Here is a 16,256-nt window from a genome sequence, read left to right on the forward strand (position 1 = left end):
CTTTGGCAGACCGTAGCGCCAGCCTGGCTTTCATCCTGAGCCTGACCGACAAGGTCACCGCGCCCCTGGGCAAGGTGAAAATGGGCTTTTCCGATCTGGCCGAACAGAGCGAGAAGCACATTAAAACCATGGGCCTGGGCTTGGGCGGTCTGACGGCGGCCGTGGTCGGGATTCAGCAATCCCTAGCGCCAGGGCTGGAGGTCAATCGCGCCCTGGGCGACATCCGGTCGCTGGGCGTGGCCGATGACGCGCTGGCCGCGCTCAACGCCAAATCGCTGGAGTTCGCGGTGAACTACGGCGAGAACGCCCGGGAGTTCGTGGCCTCGGCGTACCAGATCGATGGCGCCATCAAAGGGCTGGTCGGCAACCAGCTGGCCACCTTTACCAACGCCAGCAACCTGGTGGCCAAGGCCACCAAGACCGACGGCGAAACCATGGGCGAATACGTCGGCACGCTCTACAACCTGCAGAAAGTGCAGGCCGACGCCATGGGCAAAGGCGCATGGGTCGAGCGGTTGGGCGGCCAGACCGCGCTGGCGGTCCAGCTGTTCCGCACCAGCGGCGCCGCAATGAAAGACGCCTTCAAGGAGGCCGGGGCGATCGCCACGACTGCAGGCGTGGACCTGGCCGAGCAGATGGCGGTGATTGGCACCCTGAGCAGCACCATGGAAGGCGGCGACGCCGGCGGCCGCTACAAGGCGTTTTTCGAGAACATCGGCGCCGCCTCGGAAAAGCTGGGCATGAAGTTCATCGACCAGCAGGGCAAGCTCCTGCCGATGATGACGATCCTGGACAAGCTGCAGGGCAAGTTCGGCGACCTGACCAGCGCCTCGGCCGGGACCAAGCTGCTCGAGGCCTTCGGCGGCGAAGGCGCCCAGGTGATCGGCGCGCTGGCCAAGGACACCGGCCGGCTGCGCAACGGCATCGAGCAGCTGGGTAAGGTGCGGGGCCTGGAGAACGCCGAGCAGATGGCCCGGGCGATGGTCGACCCGTGGCAGCAATGGGCGTCCCTGGTCGAGGTCATGCGCACGGTGTTTGGCCAGGTGCTAATTCCGGTGCTGACGCCGTTCATGAACAAAATGGTGGCTATCGGCAAAACCCTGGTGCGCTGGTCGCAGCTGTTCCCGAACATCACCCGCGTGATCGGCATCACCGCGCTGACCATCATGACAATCATTGGCGCCATGTCGCTGCTGACCCTGGTGGTGGGCATCGCCAAGATGACCTGGTTAGGCCTGGTCACCGTGTGGAAAGTCGCCCAGTTGCTCAGCCTGCGCACCGTCGCGGGGTTCATCCTGCAGAAGCTGGCAATCCTGGCTTACGTCACGGTGATCTACACGCTGAGCGCCGGCCTGGCCCTTATTCGCGGCGTGATGTTGCTGTGGCAGGGCGCTATCTGGCTTGTGAACGCTGCACTGCTGGCCAACCCGGTGGTGTGGATCGTGATCGCCATCGGCGCCCTGGTCGCGGCCGTGGTTGCTGCGGTCGTTTATTGGAACGAGTGGACCGCGGCGCTACTCAACAGCGAGGCCTTCCAGTTTGTCAGCGAGCAGTTGCAGGCGCTGTCGGATTGGTTCAATTCCATGGACGGCTGGTCCGGCATGGCCAAGGCCGCCTGGGACAGCATCGTCGGCGTCTTCACCAAGGCCATCAATGGCCTGATCGAGATGATCAACAGCATCCCCGGCGTGAACATCGAAGCGCGCCTGGGCGCCATGCCGGAGGTGCCCGGCATCGAGGCAGCGACCAGCGCCGCCGACACCGCCAACGCCGCGCAGAAGGCCCAGCAGACCATCAATGCGGCCATCCCTAGCCTTTCCCCGACGCGGCCGTCAGCAGTGCCGCCTGGCGGCCTGCTGACCCGCATTCAGAACAACACCAACAACCAGAACAAGGGCACGCATGTGGAGAACGTGAACATTCACACCGGCAAGGCCATGACCCCGCTGGAAATGGAAAACATGGTCGCCATGGCGGTGGGCGGATGAGCGAGTACGTGGACCTGCTGATCGTCGACAACGACCTGGCGCTGGATCCGTCGCACCAGCCGCGGCCGATCGAGGACCGCGCCTGTATCGCCCAGGACATTGCACACATGATCCGCGACAGCGCGCTACTGGTCACCCTTGTGGCCGAGCGCGACCGCCTACGGCAACGCGACTGCATCCAGCAGATGGAGCTGCTGGTAGAGGATGACGAACGCCTTGTGCCGGGTACGGCGCGCATCACGCAACAGGAGCCAGGCCAGTATATGGTCACCGCCAAAACCCTGAAATTCGGTTCGATTGAGGTAAGTCTGTGAGCGAGGTCGATTTTAAAAAGGTGATCGCCGATGCCGGCATTCCGACCACCGAGGCCGGATTGAAGGCCGCGTGGGAAAAGGAGGTCGAGGCCCAGGGCGCCAAGGTCGCCAACACCAGCAGCTATTCGCCATTCTGGCGGGTGATGACCGCGCTGGTGACAAAGCCGGTGCTGTGGCTGCTGGACTTCCTGAGCCTGACCGTGCTGCCGAACTTCTTTGTGAAAACGGCGGTGGACGCCTGGTTGGACACGCTGGCATGGGCGGTCAACGTCGAGCGCAAGGGCGCAACGAAAGCCCAGGGCAGATTGCTGTTTACCCGGGCCACGCCGGACGGCGTCTTGGAACTGGAAAAGGGCATTGCAGTGCAGTCGGCCGCAATCAATGGCAACGTTTACCAACTGGTCACCACGGCGCCGGCGACGTTCCAGCAGGACCAGCTGCAGCTGGCGGTCCCGGTGGAGGCGATCGATGCCGGCAGCGGCTTTAACCTGGCGCCGGGGTACTACGCCATCCTGCCGGTGCCCGTGCCGGGGATCGTCCAGGTGGTGAACCAGGATGGCTGGCTGGAGTCCCCCGGTGCGGATCCGGAGCCGAACGACCAGCTGCGCCTGCGCGTGCGCAACCAGTTCTCGGCGGTGAACCAGTGGCATACCGACGCGGTGTATCGCGCCATGATTTCCGCCTTCCCGGGTGTGCGGCCGGATGGCGTTTACTTCGAGCACGGCGCGCCCCGTGGCCCGGGCAGTGCAAACGCCTACGTGCTGTTCGATGCCGGCGTGCCGGCGGACAGCTACCTGCAGGAGATCAACGCCCATATCCGTGATCTGGGCAACCATGGCCACGGCGACGACCTGCTGGCCATGGTCATGCCTGAAACCCTGGTCAACCTCCTGGTGACCGTCTGGCCGTTCGCCAACCAGACACCGGCGCAGGTCGCTGACCTGCAGCATGAGGTCGAGCTGTTTGTGCGCGCCGCGTTCCGCGAAAGCACGCCTCGGGACTACCAGCCGACGCTGACCTACCCGCAATCACGGTTCAGTACCAGCCGCCTGACCGAGGAACTGCACCGGCAGTTCGCCGGCATCGAGGCGGTGAAGTTCACCCCGACAGACGACATTGTCAGCGGCCTGTCGATCCCACGCCTCGAAAACCTGACGGTGATGATGAAGTGATAAAGCTGAAATTGCCGTTCTGGCTCGCCGGCACCGAGCTGTCGAAGCTGACCGCCGCCGCGCAGGCCTGGTGGGAAACCGTCACCGAATGGTTGCGCTGGCCGTATCTGCAGATCGATCCAGACACCTGCCACATGACCATCCTGGAGCTATGGGCCTGGCAACGGGACGTGACCCGCTTCAACGGCGAGCCCGAGGCACTGTTCCGGCTGCGTGTGAAATACGCCTTCGTCAACTCAGTGGACGCCGGCAGTACAGCCGGCATGAAACGCATTTTCGAGCGCTTGGGCGTGGGCTACGTCGAGATAGAGGAGCGCCACCCGGACCGGGATTGGGACGTGGTGCTGCTCAAGTTCAGCAACACGCAACTGTCGCTCAACCCCGAGCTGCTGCGCGTGCTGATTCAGCAATACGGCCGGACGTGCCGGCGCTATGACTTCGTGACCATCACCCCCGTGGGCCTGCGAATGGCCCTGATCGACTTCAACGACGACCAGCAGACGCTGGTGGCCAGCCTGTAGGAGCGCACTGTGAGCGCAAGCATTACCATCGCCGGCGAAAGCCAAATCGCCCTGAAACAAAGCCAGAAAAAGCCGCTGATTATCAGCACGTTCATTTTCGCCAACGTGCCCGAGCTGGATCCTGTCGCGCCGATCGATCGCGCTGCAGGCAAGCCGCCGGCGGAACAGATCGTCCACATCTACAGCATTCCCGCGAAAAACGCCGGCTACGTGAACCCCAACCAGGTGGTGTACAGCGCACAGCTGGGGTCGGATATCGGTGATTGGGATTTCAACTGGGTCGGTCTTGAGGACGAGGACGGCGTACTGTTCGCGGTTTCCTCCGTGCCGCTGCAGCAGAAGCGCAAGAACATCCCTCCGCTGCAGATCGGCAACAACGTGACCCGCAACTTTCTGGTGGCCTTTGACGGCGCCCAGGAACTGACAGGCGTCACTATCGACGCCGCAACTTGGCAGCATGACTTTACTGTGCGCCTGGCCGGCATAGATGAGCGCGAGCGGTTGAGCAATTACGATATGTTCGGGCGCGCTTGCTTCTTCGGTGGTTCGCTACAGGTGGAAAAGGTCGATGGTCTGTACCGTCTCAAACTTGGACACGCCTACGTTCAAGGCATCCGCATAGGCCGGCCTACGATGTTGCCGATCAGCCCGCCGGCGCTACCGACAACTGTCTGGCTAGACGTGGCACTACAGCGGAAATTGAACGACGTGGTGGCCAACTGGCAAGTGGTGTTCGGCGCCGATCGGGCGGACTACACCGACAGCACCGGCATAAAGCACTACTGCATCCCCCTTGCAGATCTGCCGAACGCCAACACCATCATCGACCGCCGCACGGTCGAAAACATTCTGAAACCGATGGTCCAGTATTTTGCGGCCCGCGATGGCGATTACCAAGGCTTGCGGGCCCGGGCGACGACGAAAGAAGACGTGGACCTGGGCAACTTGCCGAACGCCAAGAGCGATGATCCTGCGACAAACAGCAGCGAGATCCTGGCCACCACCGCCGCCCTGAACAAAGTACAGCAGCAGGTCGGCGATTCGATGACCGGGATGATCGGGATGTTCCTGATGCACACCCCGCCGCCTGGCTGGATCAAATGTAACTTTGCAGCGTTGTCCCGGGTCACGTATGCCCGGTTATTCGCCACGATCGGGACCCGCTATGGCTCTGGTGACGGCGTAACCACCTTCAACGTGCCCGACGCCCGGGGTCTGACCCCTCGATTCTGGGACGACGGCCGGGGGATTGACCCGGGCAGAGAGCTGGGCACGTTCCAGGACATGCTGATCCAATCCCATACCCACGGCGCATCGGCAACAGCCGTCGGCGACCACGTACACGGAGCATGGACTGACATGCAAGGCGCCCACCAGCACTCGGCCTGGACCGATATGCAGGGCTCCCACCAACACACCGCCCCGCGAGCCCAAAACAATGACGTGGGTGGAGGCGGCCCCAACTTCACTACAGCAAACTACCAGAACGGCACCACCGCCCCGACAGATTGGGCGGGAGCCCACGCCCACAACATCGGCATGAGCACTGCTGGGGCCCACGGCCATAACGTGGGTGTCGGTTGGGCCGGTAACCACACTCACGCCATCACTGTGGCTGCCGCAGGTGGAGCCGAAACACGCCCCAAAAACATCTCCCTTCTTTGCTGCATCAAATATTGAGGCCTGCCATGTTGACGAAAACTGTCTATCAAACTGACCCTCGCGGCCTCTATGTCGGCCCCGTTGAAGCCGATCCGAATCCGCTTGAGCCAGGGGAATTCCTCATTCCAGGCGGTTGTGTAACCGTCGTTCCGCCGCAAGCCCCCGAACACAAGGTGGCGCACTGGACGGGTCAAAAATGGCAGCTGCTCGATTACTTCGAGAACGTGACCATCTACAGCATCACTACCGGCGAGCCCCTGATTCTGGACGGCATGCGACCGATTCCAAGCGGCTACACCCTGAAACAACCAGGACCAAACCAAATCTGGAAGGGCGGAAAGTGGGTGGATGACGAAGCGGCCATTCTCTCGGCGTTGTACCAGGAGAAGCTGGCGGCGATCGGCGCCGACTGCAGCAGCTACATTCAGGGCGGGTTTTCCTCCGATGCGCTTGGTTGGTCGTTCCGCTATGCCAGCGAGCTGGAGGACCAATTGAACCTGACGGGGCTGATCCTGGCGCAGATCGATACGGAATATCCGTGCTACGACGAGCACCAGGTGAAAGCCTTTCGCCCGCACACCGCCGCACAGCTGCAGGAGGTTGGCCAGGACCTGGCCAGGTTCCGCCAGACTGCCCTGCAGCATGCCGAAGCGCTCAAGCAGGTGTTGGCCACGGCTCTGCAGAAAAAAGACCTCAGGGCCATGCAGGCCATCACCTGGGCGCCATCGGTATGACCTGGGCGCCGGTAACGATGCGCTGGCCCGAGCAGGCTACCGCGTGGATCGCCGACCTGGACGACGCCAAGTTGCTGGCGAACGGCGAAATGGCCAGCTCGGCCGAGCGCCTGAAAAGCCTTGATGGTCTGGTGAAAACAAACCCGGGGCCCGTGGGCGAAGCGGCAAAGGCCGCGGTTACTGCAGGCCGCGAGGCGATGACGCGCCAGCTCGGGGAAGCGCCAAGCTGCGTTGTCCTGACGCCATTCCAGAGCGGCGTCGGTCAGGGCACCGGATACCAACGGTTTCTATCTGCGCCGAACCTCCTTGAGAAAATGGCGTTGAAACTGGACGACCTGACCGACTCAGGCCGGCCGGCCGGCGAACAGTACGCGCTGTCGATACTGTTTCTGTCTACGCGCCTCGATCAGTTCGCCAGCGCCCTGGCCAGGTTCAACGCGCTGCTGCCGATGCAGGAGCTGGAACGCGCCGAGCGCCGCGCCCGCTACCTGTACAAGCTCGAAACCGAAAAGACCGAAATGCCGATCGGCAACGCAACACCACGCTGGCAGCCCCTGCCCCTGGAGAGCTGCACGCTGCTGAAAGCCGCGAAGCAGTCCATGTCAGGACAGCTGGCCATGCTCGAAAGCTACGCCGATAGCTCGCCCCTCGATGAGCTGGCAAAGCTGTCGGAGCAGAAGGCCGCGCAGCAGCTGGAGCGCGACCAGGAGCTGGCCAACTTGAAAGCAATGTTGGCGACCAACACCCCAGACTTGAACATGCGCGCCCGACTGATCGGGCCCGGTAACGACCTACGCCGCGAACTGCTCGCTGGCGAGCAACCGGGCCATGAGTGGGTTCTGTGCGCGGGATTGCTACTGGTGGGCACCAAGGAAGGGCTCAGTTTCGTACAGGAGCTTGTAGGCCTATGACGCTGTTACTCGACGGGCAAAAGGTTCAGGGGAAGAATCTCAAGGTTACGGCCAACCTGCGTATTGAGAGCGGAGACTTGTCAGGGCAGACAAGCAACACGGAGAAGGCCCACAAAGGGTTCAAGCCCAAGACGCTGGCAGTGACGCTGACCATTCCATTCAAGGCCGCGGGGCAACTTCGCGACCTGATGCGCCTGGCCGAGGCCACCGCAGGCGGCGGCCAGCTGCGTCTTTATCGCGTGGTCAACGACACCGCCGAAGCGTTCGGCGTGCGCCAGGTCGAATTCAGCGACGGCGTGAGCGCTCGGGAAGACGACACCCTCTGCCAGTGGCAAGTCCAGTTCACGCTGAGCGAACGGCAGTCGAACCCCGAGAAAGTCGAGGGCAGGCGCCCTGGGAGCCGCGTCAAGGCTCAGGGTGGCCCTGGGCAATCTATCGGGGAAGGCCCCGACTCAACAACCGATGCACCGGGCCTTACGGGGTTTGAAAAGGTGCTGAAAAAAGTAGACACATGGCTGGAGTAAGCCGGTATGAAACTGCACAAAGTTCTGACCGTCGGCGGCGCCCGGGTTGCCCTGGTTACCGACGACGTTCGACTGGATCTTAAAAGCCCTGGGCGAGCGACGTTTTCCGTCCAGTCCGAGGCCCCGCTGAAAGGCCTGGTAACGCTCGATATCGGTTACAACGAAGGCACCCTGCAGCGGCACTTCCTCGGCTACGTCGAACGCTGCACAGCATCAAACGGCGTCCTGCAGGTGCTGTACTGCCGGGAGTTGAGCGCGGTCCTTGCCCAGCGGCTGCCGATGAATTTACGACACGTTGACTTGCGCGCCGTGCTGAGCGAAATCAGCGACAAAACGGGGCTGGGCTTTCGTGTTCCGGATAAGCCCTATGCACGGGTGAAGGTGCCGTACTTCTACAACCTGTCCACCGGCTACCTTGCCCTGGACAGCATCAGCCGGGTATTCAATATCCCGGATTACATCTGGCACCAACAGGGCAATGGCGAAGTGTTTGTGGGCAGTTGGAGCGATAGCTTCTTCGGCCAGCGGCCGCCGCTACAACTGCCGGTCGAGCTGTTCGATGGCTACCAGGGCAACCAGAGCGCAATGATCGCGGCACTGCCTGGCATTCGACCAGGTGCAACATTCAACAACGGCGAGCGCATCACCAGCGTGGCCCTTTCTGACGAAAAAATGGGGATCAAATGGACAAGGCAATCCGCCGCGGCGTAGAGCGCGAGTTCCCGGAAATCGCCGGGGGATATCACATTCCGCGCTTCGCTCGCATCCTGGCTATTTCCGACGCTCCGGCCAGTGCCGGCATGTGCGACGACTTCCGGCCACGCTTCGCCGCTGACATTGAAGTCCTGGGCCCGGATGACGAGCCGGACCTGGATATCCCCACGCTGTACAGCGTGCCGCTTCCCCTGCCCACGGGTGGCGATGAGATGGGCTTTTATGCGTTCCCTGGTGAAGGAACAAAGGTGGTCGTAGGTTTCGGCTATGGCCTGCCGAACAAGCCGTTTATCTACGCAATTCTGCCCCACGGCCTGAGCCTGCCGAACGTGCCCAAGGGCGATTCGATCTGGCAGCACAGCGCGACAAGCCAGCAACGCGTTGGCGTCGATGGCAGCTGGTCGCGCCTGACGCACTCGAAAATCACTGACAACTCAATGGACCGTGAAGTCAGTTCACTGGAGAACAGCGAGCGGTTCGGCAGCCATTCGCAGACGGTCGCGGACCACTCCAGCGAGACGATCGGCGGCGTGAAGACCATTGCAGCGGTTGGGGCTGTTCGGGTTATGTCCGGTGGCGGCCTCAATGCGGCGTCGGTCGGCGATATGAACGTGGCGACAGCCCGGGACATGAATCTGGTGGTGGCTCAGAAGCTCAGCGCGACCCTCGGCGAGCTGCAGGAGCGCGTCCTGGGCAATCGCAAGAGCGTAGCGATCAAGACCTGGTTGGGCTCGGAGACAGTCAACGTCCTGCAGATCCTGGGCGACCTGATCGGCTTGGTCCAGGAAATGAACAACCAACTGGCTGGCCATACCCATGGACCAACACCGCCTCCAGGCAACGCCGCGGCGTTTACTGCTGATGCCACAAAAGCTGCAGGGCTCGCGGCCAAGCTCAAGCCAATCACCCTTTAAAAGTTGAGCCTGAGCACCGTCCGCCAGAAGTTTTTAATCGGCGAGGTACGGTGCTTGTCCCAATTGCGCTGCCACCATTCATCCTCGTTTTTCACTTCGGCCTCGATGTCGCTACCGGCCAGGGTTGCCGGCTGCTGGCGGAACAGCATCGGGAAGGCGCAGTGCTGCTTTATGTGCTTCTTGAAAATCACGTCAACAGGCGTGCCGTTGTACGGGGTGTTCGCCAGGATCTGACACCCCTCACGAGACAGGATATAGGCGTGCAGCGCAACGACGCGGCCCCGGGCAATAAAGGGGAACCAGGTTAGCCAGGTCCTGCCCATGCAGTACCCCAGGTGCAGCGCTTCAAATTGCCGAGTACGGATGAATTTATTGATCCAGCGGATGGGGGTTGCTTTCAGCTCATACGGTGCAACGTCGTCTTCAAAGATCAACACCCGGTCAAGCCCGCGCTCGAGCGCAATGCGTGCCAGGTCCTGGTGCGACTCATAGCAGCCACGCACAGGGTCAGCGTGCCGCTCCACAACATGAAACACCACTAGGTTTCGGATCAGGCTTTGTACCGAGTCCCGGAACAGTTCTCGCCGGTCTGATCGCTCTTTCAACGAAATGCAGTAGACAGCATCTACGTCGAACATGATTTTTCCATCCAAGCCCTCAATCCTTTCTGACACCAACCTACTCCCACAAAAACGATGGAGGCGCGGGGTTGAGCCGCGCCTATTGCGGCGATTGTGTCAAAACGATGGCAGGGATTTTTCTGAACCTACTTCGAGTTAAGTCCGAAAATCCGCATCATAAATGTTGCACATGCATCATAAATGATGCACAATAGCTTCACCGAAACGGCGAGGGATACAGATGAAGTACAGCGAGTTTCGGCGATGGTTGAAGGCCCAAGGCGTTCAGTTTCAGGCCGGTAAGGGTAGCCACTTCAAGGTTTCACTGAATGGCAAATCAACCGTATTTCCAGACCACGGAGCCAAGGAAATGGGCGAAGGGTTGAGAAAGTCGATAATCAAACAGCTGGGCCTCAAGGACTGAGGCCAGTTGTACCTCTCGTCAGCAAGTGAGTCGTTACGGAGTCCCGGTAGTCGAGGTAGAGGAGTCACGTTATGTTTGAGTATGCGTTAGAGATTCACAAAGAGCCGGGCAGCTTTTGGCTGTCGTGTGCAGAAATTCCAGAGATGCACGCCGCCGGTGAAACTCTGGACGAAGCGTTGGACAGCGCACTGGATTCAATCGAGACAGCTTTGTCTATTTATGTCGATGATCGTCGGGCTATTCCAACTGGTGGAGGGAAGAGAGCAGCGGGCCACGCCGTGTTGCGTCTGCCAGCTCTCACTGCGGCGAAAATCGCATTGTGGAATACGCTCCTGGAGTCGGGAGTGAGTAAAGCCGAGTTGGCCCGTCGCTTGGATGTTAATAGGCCCCAGGTTGATCGCCTGGTCGACTTTCTTCATCACTCCAAAATCGAAAACGTTGAGCGCGCACTGCAGCAACTCGGGCGCCGTATCTCGCTTTCAGTGGAAAAGATGGAAGCGGCCTAAACCCAGCGACAAACCGCTGGAAACAGCCCCCACAGCCCTGGCTGGTGGGGGCTTTTTTTCGGTCGCATCAGCCCTGCAAAATTCCTGACATGAAGAAAAAATCTGCTGAGAAATCACTTATCCCCCTCCCGCCGGCGGGCTTTGCGTCCCTTTTTTGTGCAAAGCCGACTGGTGGTGCAAACAATGCCCCCGCCCAGGCCCGCTACGGGGTCTATGGGGCGTTCGGCACTTGCACGGTGTGCAAGGTTTTGCAGAGAAATGTTATGAGCTTGCACAGCGTGCTGTGACGCCCTGGGCCAGGTGGCAGTTCTGGAGGCGCCGGCCCGCCTGTGCGAAAAGCTGAAAAACCGCGGAAGACCGCAGTTTTCAAAATCGGAACGGCTCCGAAAGTTATTGACCTGGTCGGATCCGGCCAGCGCCCGACGAGGGGCCGAAAGCCAGACGGGCTATGGCCTGTAGCCCAATCATTGAGCCGGCGAGGATTGCACAGCGCGTCACCGGGCCGCCGATCCATTATTCTGTTGAAAATAGAGTGAGGGCTACGCATGGGCACACCAAAGAGCGCGCAGAGCAAAGCTGACCTGGGCGGGCTGTTCAAGGTCGCGCAGTATTCAAACGAGGCAGGCGGATACAGGGTCTATCGCGACGTTGCATCGCACCAAGGCGAAAGTGCGATCAGCACCCACTGTGAGGCAACATTCGTGCATGAGAGCAGCGCCAGGCACTACGCTGCATGGCGTAATCAGCAGGCGCGAGACAACGGGACGGACGAGCAATTCTGGATGGAAGACTGACCATCGCCCCTTCAAAAGTGTCCAAAAAGTGTCCAATCAGTTTGGCACCCCATGGGATATATGGGACTAAAACCCCTTAGAAATGGGGCCTACAGGAACAAACCCAATAGATTCAGGGGCTTTTTATGGGCTCATAATCCTTTGGTCCACGGTTCGAGTCCGTGTGGGCCCACCATCTTGAAAGCCGCGCAATGCGCGGCTTTCGTGCTTCCGGGAACAGTGTTTCCCGGGCCTGCCTCAAACCGCCCCTCCCCCAGCATTCAGTCTTGGCGCACAACTATTCGAATTCGCGAGGGTCATAATTTCGCGAGGATCGCGCGCGGCCCTCGTTTGACCCCGGATTGCATAGCCATCGACGGTGGAAAGCCTGCCATTTCCATCACGTTAAGCATTAAAACCGAGCCACCAGAAAAATAATCAGAGTGGCCTGATGATTTGGATTTCGCTTATGGAAGTAGCATCTACGGCGTCCTTGCCCGGACAGGTAACGGGCTTCGCCCAATGCCGGAATATCCGGCAAGGCCCTGTGTTTATCGTCGCCTCCGGCCATTCGGCAAAGGACTTCCCCATCGAGGACTTTTCGGACATCCCGATGATCACCATGAACGGAGCGATCTCGATGTTCCTCGGGACCGGTATAAAGCCCTTCTTCTATGCCTGCTCCGACACCAGTTTCTCCCTCCAGCAACCCGAGCTCTTCGCCCAGGCCATGGCCCTCAGCCGACGGGTAGCGCTCTGGGAAGAACATGCCCGCGTGATTCCGGTCCAGCCGCGCGGCGAGTTGTTCCTGTTGAAAAAAGCTCCGCGCCAGAGCTTGAAGGAGTGGTGGTTCAGAAGCGACGACCTGGTTAGGCCGCCGCTCACCGCCGGGCACAGAAGCCGCACCATCGGTTTCAGCAAGAATCTCGAACAGGGCTTTTTCGACGCCCGCACGGTGGCCTATCTGGCGCTGCAACTGGCCTACCACGCCGGCTTCAGTACCGCGATCCTGGTGGGCGTCGACTTGAGCGCCAGCATGGGCCGTTTTTACGAAACGGCCGACAGTTCCCGCTCGCCCTGTGGCCTGGACGAGCATTTGCAATCGCGGATCCTGCCTTCCCTGCAACTGATGTCGGACAAAGTCATGGGCGAAGACTTTTCGGTCTACAACCTGTCCCCGACATCGCTTATTCCTGATTCGATCATTCCCACTATCAGCCTCGACGAACTCGGGCCACTGCTACGGCATTGAGGTTTTCCTGCCAGTGGCAGCCACAAAAAACCGCGCCAGGCGCGGTTTTTCCGTAAGGCTGGGCTCAGCCGTCACTCGGGCAATGCATAGGCAATCACATAGTCCCCACGGTCCGGCGACTGACGCGCGCCACCAGCGGTCAACAGGATGTACTGCCGGCCGGTCTTGGGCGAAACGTAGGTCATCGGCCCCGACTGGCTGCCTACCGGCAAGCGAGCCTTCCAGATTTCATTGCCGTTCCCGGTATCGAACGCACGCAGATAGAAATCCTGGGTGCCGGCGAAGAACAGCAGACCAGATTGGGTGGCCAGCGAAGCACCGAGGGTCGGCATGCCGATCGGGATCGGCAGATGCATGCGAATGCCCAGGGGTCCGGTGTCTTGCACGGTGCCGACCGGTACTTGCCACACCAGCTTCCTGGTCTTCAGGTCGATGGCCGACATGGTGCCGAATGGCGGCTTCTGGCATGGAATACCGGCAGGCGAGAGGAAACGCTGGCGCATCGCGCCGAACGGCGTGCCGTCCTGAGGCACTACGCCCATTTCGATACCGCTGGCCCCGGCAGCGATCTTGTCGCGCGGGATCATGTAGTTGGCCAGGCCCAGGCGCATGTCGTTGACGAACATGTAGTGGGTATTGGGATCCACCGACACGCTGCCCCAGTTCATGCCGCCCAGGGAGCCCGGGAACTGCAAGGCATGATCCAGGCCCGGCGGGGTGTAGACGCCTTCATGGCGCATGCCCTTGAACTGGATGCGGCACATCAGCTGATCGAACGGCGTGGCACCCCACATGTCCGACTCGGTGAGGGTCTGGTTGCCGATCGACGGCATCTCCACCGAGAACGGCTGGGTAGGCGAGTAGCGTTCCCCCGGCATGTTGCCCTGGGGCACCTGCCGCTCTTCCACCCGGGCGATAGGCACGCCGGTTTCACGGTTGAGCAGGAAGATTTCACCCTGCTTGGTGACCTGCGCCAGCGCCGGCTGCACCCCGCCCTTGTCGTCGGGCACGTCATAGAGCAACGGCTGCGCCGGCAGGTCGAAGTCCCACAGGTCGTGGTGGGTGGTCTGGAAGTGCCAGCGCACCTGACCGGTCTTTACGTCCAGGGCGACGATGGACGAACTCCACTTGTCATCCAGTTCCGTGCGCTGGCCAGCGAAGAAGTCGGGCGTGGCGTTGCCGGTCGGCAGGTAGACCAGGCCGAGCTTGGCGTCATAGGACATGGCCGACCAGACGTTCGGCGTACCGCGGGTATAGGTCTCGCCCGCCGGCGGACGCTTGGTGGTGTTCGGGTTGCCCGGATCCCAGGCCCAGACCAGTTCGCCACTGCGCACGTCGAAAGCTCGCACCACGCCCGGCGGCTCGCCAATGGAATAGTTGTCCGCCACACGGCCGCCAACGATGACCACGTTGCCCGCCACCAGCGGGGTCGAGGTTTGCTGGTAGTAACCAGGCTTCACTTCGCCCATGTCGGTTTTCAGGTCGACCGTGCCTTTGTCACCGAAGTCTTCGCACGGCTTGCCGGTATCGGCATTGATCGCAATCAACCGCGCATCGCCGGTCGGCAGGAACAGGCGCTTGGCGCAGGCAGCGGGCGCCGTCGAGGGTTCGGCGCTGGCGTCGAAGTAGCCCAGGCCCCGGCAACGCTGCCAGTTAGGCGCCGAACCTTGCGGGTCGAACTTCCAGCGCTCGGCGCCGGTGTCGGCATCCAGGGCGAACACCTTGCCGTAGGCGGTGCAGGTGTAGACCGTGTCGCCGATCTGCAACGGGGTGTTCTGGTCTTCGGCACCGGCGCCGGTGCTTTGCGGAATATCGCCGGTGCGGAAGGTCCAGGCCACCTGCAACCGGTCGACGTTGTGCTTGTTGATCTGGTCCAGCGCCGCAAAACGATTACCGGCGGTGGTATTGCCCCAGTGGGCCCAGTCCTTCTGTTCGGTGCCCGGCACCACGGGCTGGATCGCCGGCTCGCTACCGGCCTTGACCACATGGGTCGGTACGAACATGTAGGCCAGGGTAGCCACGATCCCGACGCCCAGCACGCCCGCCAGGCCATGGGCGCCACGGCCGGCGTTCACGCCCGAGGCCCGAGCCAGCGCGGGGTAGATCAATGCCACCACCAGGCCGATCACGGCAAAGGTCAGTACCCGTGATACCAGCGGCCAGTATTCCAGCCCGGCATCCCACACCGCCCAGATCGCCGTAAGCACCAGCGCCACGGCATACAGCCAGGCGCCGCGCGGGTTGCGCCGGGCGATCAGCAGGCCGGAAACGATCATCGCCAGGCCCATCAGCAGGAAGAACCAGCTCCCGCCCAGGCTGACGAGGTATCCGCCCCCGCCTGCTAGCCCCACCCCCATCAGGGCAATCAACGTACCCAGCGTCGCCAGCAGCCATTTGCCGCCAGTGGTAGTTCCAGAGTTTTTCATATCGGAAGTCTCTCCCATTCCTTGCGTGGCCGAGAGAATGTACTAACTGGTTACTTATGACAACTTGTCGCAGGCAATTCGTAGCGAAAAAACCCTCTGCGCTGCCCTGCACGGCCAGGATTCACGCTGCCGACGCCACGCCATAAGCATCTCCGGGGGCGAGGCTGTAACATGCTGCCCACCGTCGCCCGCGCTGGAGTTCGCCTTGTCTGATAACCGCCCCCCCGTCCTCGATGAAATCGACCGCCAGTTGATCGCAGCCCTGCAGATCAATGCCCGTGAAAGCGTGGCCATGCTCGCCCGGCAACTGGGCATCGCCCGCACCACCGTGACCTCGCGCCTGGCCCGCCTGGAAAAGGCCCGGGTGATTACCGGTTATGGCGTGCGCCTGGGCCAGCGGGTCATCGATGGCGGCTTGCAGGCCTATGTCGGGATCAAGGTCCAGCCACGCTCCGGCAAGGAGGTGCTGCGTCGCCTCGGCGCCATGGCCCAGGTCCAGCAGCTCTGCGCGGTGAGTGGCGAATTCGATTATGTGGCCTGGCTGCGTACCGACTCGCCGGAACAACTGGACCAGCTGCTCGACCAGATCGGCAGCGTCGACGGTGTGGACAAGACCACCACCTCGATCATCCTCAGCAGCAAGATCGACCGCGGGCATCCGGTCTGAAGCCTTCCCCCGCGTGGTAAAGCGTTGTTTTGCAAGCGCTTGGCACTCAATGGCCGCTTGCAACAGGGAGCTTCGTGAAACCTTCGTCAGTTAGTAAAAAACATTCGTCATATTGAATTAAAACAATTCAGAAC

Annotated in this window: 17 protein-coding genes and 1 tRNA gene; 16 read left to right on the forward strand and 2 right to left on the reverse strand. The window is 61.3% G+C overall.

The window, feature by feature from the left end:
- Positions 1-2 precede the first annotated feature (2 nt).
- The 10 genes from TO66_RS28670 to TO66_RS28715 are packed head-to-tail and all read left to right on the forward strand — an operon-like array spanning position 3 to position 9,454.
- The gene (locus TO66_RS28670; RefSeq protein ID WP_044465406.1) at positions 3-1,988 is read left to right on the forward strand and encodes a phage tail tape measure protein; all 1,986 of its coding nucleotides are present in this window, start codon (positions 3-5) and stop codon (positions 1,986-1,988) included.
- Positions 1,985-2,302, forward strand: coding sequence for a DUF2590 family protein (locus TO66_RS28675; protein ID WP_044465407.1), 318 nt, complete (start codon positions 1,985-1,987; stop codon positions 2,300-2,302). The genes TO66_RS28670 and TO66_RS28675 overlap by 4 nt, the downstream gene beginning before the upstream one ends.
- Positions 2,299-3,474, forward strand: a complete 1,176-nt coding sequence (locus TO66_RS28680) for a baseplate J/gp47 family protein (RefSeq protein ID WP_044465408.1) — start codon at positions 2,299-2,301, stop codon at positions 3,472-3,474. Before TO66_RS28675 ends, TO66_RS28680 begins: the two co-directional genes overlap by 4 nt.
- A complete protein-coding gene (locus TO66_RS28685; RefSeq protein ID WP_044465409.1) occupies positions 3,471-3,995 on the forward strand; it encodes a phage tail protein in 525 nt (174 codons plus the stop codon). Before TO66_RS28680 ends, TO66_RS28685 begins: the two co-directional genes overlap by 4 nt.
- 9 nt (positions 3,996-4,004) lie before the next feature.
- A complete protein-coding gene (locus tag TO66_RS28690; protein WP_044465410.1) occupies positions 4,005-5,675 on the forward strand; it encodes a phage tail protein in 1,671 nt (556 codons plus the stop codon).
- A gap of 8 nt (positions 5,676-5,683) precedes the next feature.
- On the forward strand, positions 5,684-6,391 hold the full coding sequence (locus TO66_RS28695) for a hypothetical protein (RefSeq protein WP_044465411.1): 708 nt from the start codon (positions 5,684-5,686) through the stop codon (positions 6,389-6,391).
- Positions 6,388-7,302, forward strand: coding sequence for a hypothetical protein (locus TO66_RS28700; protein WP_044465412.1), 915 nt, complete (start codon positions 6,388-6,390; stop codon positions 7,300-7,302). Before TO66_RS28695 ends, TO66_RS28700 begins: the two co-directional genes overlap by 4 nt.
- Entirely contained in the window at positions 7,299-7,826 is a 528-nt protein-coding gene (locus TO66_RS28705) for a hypothetical protein (RefSeq protein WP_044465413.1), read from the forward strand. The genes TO66_RS28700 and TO66_RS28705 overlap by 4 nt, the downstream gene beginning before the upstream one ends.
- Positions 7,827-7,832: 6 nt before the next feature.
- Entirely contained in the window at positions 7,833-8,537 is a 705-nt protein-coding gene (locus TO66_RS28710; protein WP_044465414.1) for a hypothetical protein, read from the forward strand.
- Entirely contained in the window at positions 8,510-9,454 is a 945-nt protein-coding gene (locus TO66_RS28715) for a hypothetical protein (protein WP_044465415.1), read from the forward strand. Before TO66_RS28710 ends, TO66_RS28715 begins: the two co-directional genes overlap by 28 nt.
- Here TO66_RS28715 and TO66_RS28720 read toward each other — a convergent pair.
- Complete coding sequence (locus TO66_RS28720) at positions 9,451-10,092, reverse strand: hypothetical protein (RefSeq protein WP_044465416.1); 642 nt, start codon at positions 10,090-10,092, stop codon at positions 9,451-9,453. The genes TO66_RS28715 and TO66_RS28720 overlap by 4 nt on opposite strands.
- A gap of 223 nt (positions 10,093-10,315) precedes the next feature.
- On the opposite strand from TO66_RS28720, the gene TO66_RS28725 reads away from it, so the two are divergent.
- The 5 genes from TO66_RS28725 (at position 10,316) to TO66_RS28740 (ending at position 13,029) form a co-directional block, all read left to right on the forward strand.
- Positions 10,316-10,498 (forward strand): type II toxin-antitoxin system HicA family toxin, encoded by a 183-nt coding sequence (locus tag TO66_RS28725; RefSeq protein WP_044465417.1) that lies wholly within the window; start codon positions 10,316-10,318, stop codon positions 10,496-10,498.
- Positions 10,499-10,569: 71 nt separating this feature from the next.
- Positions 10,570-11,004: a type II toxin-antitoxin system HicB family antitoxin gene (locus tag TO66_RS28730; protein ID WP_044465418.1), complete on the forward strand. Its 435-nt coding sequence runs from the start codon at positions 10,570-10,572 to the stop codon at positions 11,002-11,004.
- A 545-nt stretch (positions 11,005-11,549) separates the two neighbouring features.
- Positions 11,550-11,798: a hypothetical protein gene (locus TO66_RS28735; protein WP_044465419.1), complete on the forward strand. Its 249-nt coding sequence runs from the start codon at positions 11,550-11,552 to the stop codon at positions 11,796-11,798.
- Between the two features lie 85 nt (positions 11,799-11,883).
- Positions 11,884-11,973, forward strand: a tRNA-Met gene (locus TO66_RS33535).
- A gap of 255 nt (positions 11,974-12,228) precedes the next feature.
- A complete protein-coding gene (locus TO66_RS28740; protein WP_310732170.1) occupies positions 12,229-13,029 on the forward strand; it encodes a lipopolysaccharide biosynthesis protein in 801 nt (266 codons plus the stop codon).
- A gap of 71 nt (positions 13,030-13,100) precedes the next feature.
- Here the strand turns inward: TO66_RS28740 and TO66_RS28745 are convergent, their stop codons facing one another.
- Entirely contained in the window at positions 13,101-15,455 is a 2,355-nt protein-coding gene (locus TO66_RS28745; protein ID WP_044465421.1) for a glucose/quinate/shikimate family membrane-bound PQQ-dependent dehydrogenase, read from the reverse strand.
- Between the two features lie 205 nt (positions 15,456-15,660).
- On the opposite strand from TO66_RS28745, the gene TO66_RS28750 reads away from it, so the two are divergent.
- Positions 15,661-16,122: an Lrp/AsnC family transcriptional regulator gene (locus TO66_RS28750; protein WP_044465422.1), complete on the forward strand. Its 462-nt coding sequence runs from the start codon at positions 15,661-15,663 to the stop codon at positions 16,120-16,122.
- Positions 16,123-16,256 lie beyond the last annotated feature (134 nt).

Source organism: Pseudomonas sp. MRSN 12121 (assembly GCF_000931465.1).
Taxonomy (GTDB): Bacteria; Pseudomonadota; Gammaproteobacteria; order Pseudomonadales; family Pseudomonadaceae; genus Aquipseudomonas.